Below are 4040 nucleotides of genomic sequence, written 5' to 3'. Positions count from 1 at the left end.
GCCCCCTCCCGCTCGCCCCCACACCCCGCCGCGCCCGGGGCCGCCCCGGTCGCCCGGTCCCCCCGCGCCCCCCCCCCCCGGGCGGGGGGGGGGGGGGCCGGCGGGCGCCCCCCCCCCGCCCCGCGGCCCGGGAACCGTGCACGCCGCCATGCTCGACCTCGCCGACCAGAGCTCGGTGCGCGCCTTCGTGGATGCTTGGCGCGGGCCGCTGCACATCCTGGTCCTCAACGCCGGTGTGATGGCCTCGCCACTTCAGCGGACGAGGGAGGGCTGGGAGATGCAGTTCGCCACCAACCACCTCGGCCACTTCGCCCTCGCCACCGGTCTGCACGGCGCCCTGACGGCAGCCCGTGGCGCACGAGTGGTCGCGGTCAGCTCGGTCGGCCACGTCAACGGCGATGTGCTCTTCGACGACATCAACTTCGAGCGCCACCCCTACGACCCGTGGGCGGCCTACAGCCAGTCCAAGACCGCCAATGTCCTGTTCGCCGTCGAGGCGAGCCGCCGCTGGGCATCCGATCTGATCGCCGTCAACGCCCTCAACCCCGGCCGGATCACGAGCACCCGGCTCGGCCGCCACATCGGGGACATCTCCCACAGCCCCGCCTCGTTCGACCCCACCAGCACCGATGTGTCCTGGAAGAACATCGAGCAGGGGGCCGCGACCTCCGTACTGCTCGCCGCCTCCCCGCTGGCCGAGGGCGTGACCGGCCGGTACTTCGAGGACTGCGCCGAGGCCGGACCCCATCAGCCCGGTGTCCGGCGCGGAGTGGCCGCCCACGCACTGGACACTCAGCAAGCGGACCGCCTGTGGCAGATCTCCCTCGACATGCTCGCGGCCACCGTCTGACCACGCCATCCCGCACGCGGTCCGACGGGAGGAGAACTACCGCTTGTACGGATCCCCGTCAGGGAGCCATGCGTCCGGCGCGTGGATGCCGAAGTCGCCGACGCCTTCCGTCAGGGCGTCCACGGTGCTCAGTACGGCCGGGCGGCGTTCTTCCCGGCGCCAGACGAGGGACCAGGTCCAATAGACCTTCGGCTCGACGACGGGACGCATGACCAGGTCGGGCGGCAGTGAAGTGGTCTGGCCCTTGGGCGAGTTGAGGACGGGTCGCCCGCGGTGGCGCACGTGGTCGAAGAACACGGGGCCGGTGATGCCACCGTCCGCGATGCGCACCGCGGTGGCGCCGGTGTCGGCGGCCAGCCGCTCCGCGTAGTCGTTCCAGGACACCCATGTGGTGGCGTCGTCGTCCAGCAGCACGACGGTGTCCCGGGCGCGGACCTCGCCGGTGTCCTGCCCGGCCGAGACGGCGTAGAGCCGGTCCGCGCCGATCAGCCGGGCGCTGAGTCCGCGCTTCTCCAGATCGTCCGTACGAATCCAGCACACCGCGAGGTCGAGACCGCCGTCCGCGACGCGGGCGGCCTGGGCGTGGGAGGGCGCGACCCATGCGTCGATGTGCAGGCGCGCCACGGACGAGGCACGGGCGGTCAGGTCCGAGGGCAGCCAATTCACGTATCCGAGCCGGACCGGTTCCGAGCCCGCGATCCTCGCGGCACGGCTGCGGAGATCGTCGGCGCGGTCGAGCAGGTCCCGGGTGTGCGGGAGCAGGGCCGCTCCGGCCGGAGTGAGGGCCACCGAACGGCGGTCGCGGTCGAAGAGCCGGACGCCGAGGTCCCGTTCCAGCGCCTTGATCTGCTGGGACAGGGAGGGACCGGCGATAAGGAGCCGCTCCGCGGCCCGGCCGAAGTTCAGCTCCTCGGCCACAGCGACGAAATACCGCAACTGGCGCAGCTCCACGATCGCCATGCTACCCGCCATGGGAGACGACACCCATGAGCCGGTCAGCGGCCGTCACCTCAGGCGCCGACCGGTGCCTGAGGTGTGCGAGCTCCCAGCAATGCCAGGCAGTTCGGCCACACCGCGCTGAGCCGGGAAGCGTTGTTGTAGAGCTTGGCGAACAGGACCTGGCCCTCGAGCTGCGCGACCACGGACCGAGCGGCTTCGCGGGTGTCGGCGACGGTGACCTCGTCACGCTCGGCGGCATCGGCGATGACCGAGTCGACCATCTCGACCTGGGTCTCGAAGATCTCCTGCAGCCGCTCGCGGACGGCTTCGGTCTGGTTGCTCATCTCCAGGGTGAGGTTCCCGAACATGCAGCCCGAAACGGTCCCGCAGCTCCGCTGGCCGGCCCGCTGGGCGGCCTCCGTCTCCTCGAACAGCTGCCGTAGCCGTTGCAGCGGCCGCGCGTCGCTGTTCAGGATGCGAGTCCAGTCGTGGCGCTGGGCGGTCCAGTGCTCGTCGATCACGGCCAGCGCGAGGGCCTCCTTGGACTCGAAGAAGTAGTAGAAACTGCCCTTGGGCACCCCGGCCGCCTTACAGATCTCGGCCACCCCCAGAGCCGAGTAGCCGCGCAGCTCGATGAGCGCCCGCGCAGCGCTGAGGATCTTCTCCCTGGCATCACTCGTCCGTCCCATGTTGCCAGTATACGACCGATCGACTACCTTTTTACTAGACCGGTCATCTATCACACCGGTCCACTATCACAGGAGCTGACGCCATGAGCACTGACGCGGTGAACGACCCGATGCACGAGGTGCTGAGACGCTGGCAGGCCGCTTTCGACAGCCACCAGGCGGACGTCATGGCCGACCTGTTCACACCCGACGCCCTCTTCCAGGGGTTCGGCCCTGAGACGCTCTCCGGCCGGGACGCGGTGCGCGGCTACTACGAGGCCGTTCCGGACTACCGCAGGGCGCATCTCGGGGAGGTCCACGGCTACCGGATCGGCGAGCACGTGGCCGGTGGCTTCGCCGACGTCACCTTCCGGGATCCGACGGGCTGGGAGGCCCCGGTGCACCTGTCGCTGGTCCTCCAGCACGAGGGCGGCAGTTGGCGGATCCGCCAGTACCACGTCTCCCGGATCGTCGCTGATCACTGAGGCCGGCGACGATCCACGCAAGGCCGGGCCGGGCGCACCGTACGGCCTCGTCCCCCACAGGGACCCGAGAGAGGAAATGCCATGGAAGAGTTCCTGGTCGAGCTCACCACCACCGTCCCCGAGGGCACCGACCCGGCCGAGGTCGACCGTCGCCGTGCGGCCGAAGCGGTACGGGCCCGGGAGCTGACCGCCGCCGGCCACCTGGCCAGGCTGTGGCGTCCGGTGGGTGAACTGCGCAGCATCGGTCTGTGGCGGGCCGCCGACGAGGCCGAGTTGCACGAGAAGGTGCTCGGTACGCTGCCCCTGTGGCCCTGGATGACCGCGGTGGTCACCGCCGTTCGGCCGCACCCCAATGACCCGGGTGGGGCCGGCGTCACCGGCTGACTCAGTGGCCGGCGTTCTGGCCGCCGTCCACGTGCATGATCTCGCCGGTGACGAACGGGGCGTTCTCGAGGTAGACGATCGCGTTGACCACATCCTCGATCTCCCCCATCCGGCCGAGCGGGTGCATCGCGGCGAGGGCCTCGTGTGTCTCGGGCGGATGCATGGGAGTGCGGATGATGCCCAGTGAGCATCGCGGCGACGGCGCCGCGGGAGGTTTCGAAGAAGCCACGCAGGTTGACCCCGGTCACGAGGTCGTAGTCCTCGTCGGTGAAGTCGGTGAACGGCTTGGAGACGAAGACCCCGGCGTTGTTGACGAGCGTGTCGATCCGTCCGAACCGGGCCAGGGTCGCGTCGACGATATGGGCGCCGACGCCCGGCTCGGCCACGTCACCGCTGACGGTCAGCACGCTGGGATCGCTCGACTCGTCCAGGGAGCGGGCGGTCGCGGTAACCGCGTAGCCGAGCTCGCGGTAGGCGGACACCAGGGCGGCGCCGATTCCCCGGGAAGCCCCGGTGACGATGGCGACCTTCTGCACGGTGTTCATTCGACCACCGCTCTCTCCGGTTCAGGCGGTAGTTGCGATCCGGGCCGTGGCGCCGGGCAGGTGCTCCGTGGAAGTGCGCCCACTCCGCCGAGGGGCCGCTCGATGGATTCAGGTCCCAGGCGGGGTCGCTGCCGTTGTCTCCATCATGCGCCCGACAGCGGCGCGCCCG

The 4040-nt window shown here is 70.5% G+C and carries 5 protein-coding genes and 1 pseudogene; 3 read left to right on the top strand and 3 right to left on the bottom strand.

Annotated elements, in window-relative coordinates; translation table 11 throughout:
- Nucleotides 1-136 precede the first annotated feature (136 nt).
- The gene (locus ACFXB5_RS04330; RefSeq protein ID WP_385202227.1) at nucleotides 137-850 is read left to right on the top strand and encodes an SDR family NAD(P)-dependent oxidoreductase; all 714 of its coding nucleotides are present in this window, start codon (nucleotides 137-139) and stop codon (nucleotides 848-850) included.
- 36 nt (nucleotides 851-886) lie between these two features.
- On the opposite strand, the gene ACFXB5_RS04325 is transcribed toward ACFXB5_RS04330, so the two are convergent.
- Nucleotides 887-1810 carry a LysR family transcriptional regulator gene (locus ACFXB5_RS04325; protein WP_385202225.1) on the bottom strand — a complete coding sequence of 308 codons (924 nt, stop codon included), beginning with the start codon at nucleotides 1808-1810 and terminating at the stop codon, nucleotides 887-889.
- Nucleotides 1811-1860: 50 nt separating this feature from the next.
- Nucleotides 1861-2478, bottom strand: a complete 618-nt coding sequence (locus tag ACFXB5_RS04320; protein ID WP_385202223.1) for a TetR/AcrR family transcriptional regulator — start codon at nucleotides 2476-2478, stop codon at nucleotides 1861-1863.
- A gap of 83 nt (nucleotides 2479-2561) precedes the next feature.
- Here ACFXB5_RS04320 and ACFXB5_RS04315 point away from each other — a divergent pair, with 83 nt between their 5' ends.
- On the top strand, nucleotides 2562-2942 hold the full coding sequence (locus ACFXB5_RS04315; RefSeq protein WP_385202221.1) for a nuclear transport factor 2 family protein: 381 nt from the start codon (nucleotides 2562-2564) through the stop codon (nucleotides 2940-2942).
- Nucleotides 2943-3023: 81 nt separating this feature from the next.
- Nucleotides 3024-3326, top strand: coding sequence for a muconolactone Delta-isomerase family protein (locus ACFXB5_RS04310; RefSeq protein WP_385202219.1), 303 nt, complete (start codon nucleotides 3024-3026; stop codon nucleotides 3324-3326).
- Between the two features lies 1 nt (nucleotide 3327).
- Here ACFXB5_RS04310 and ACFXB5_RS04305 read toward each other — a convergent pair.
- Nucleotides 3328-3871: pseudogene (locus tag ACFXB5_RS04305) on the bottom strand (SDR family NAD(P)-dependent oxidoreductase).
- Between the last annotated feature and the right edge of the window lie 169 nt (nucleotides 3872-4040).

Source organism: Streptomyces sp. NPDC059455, from assembly GCF_042750115.1.
Classification (GTDB): Bacteria; Actinomycetota; Actinomycetes; order Streptomycetales; family Streptomycetaceae; genus Streptomyces; species Streptomyces endocoffeicus.
The sequence above is the reverse complement of the archived record's forward strand: the minus strand, read 5'-3'. Positions and strand labels throughout refer to the sequence as shown.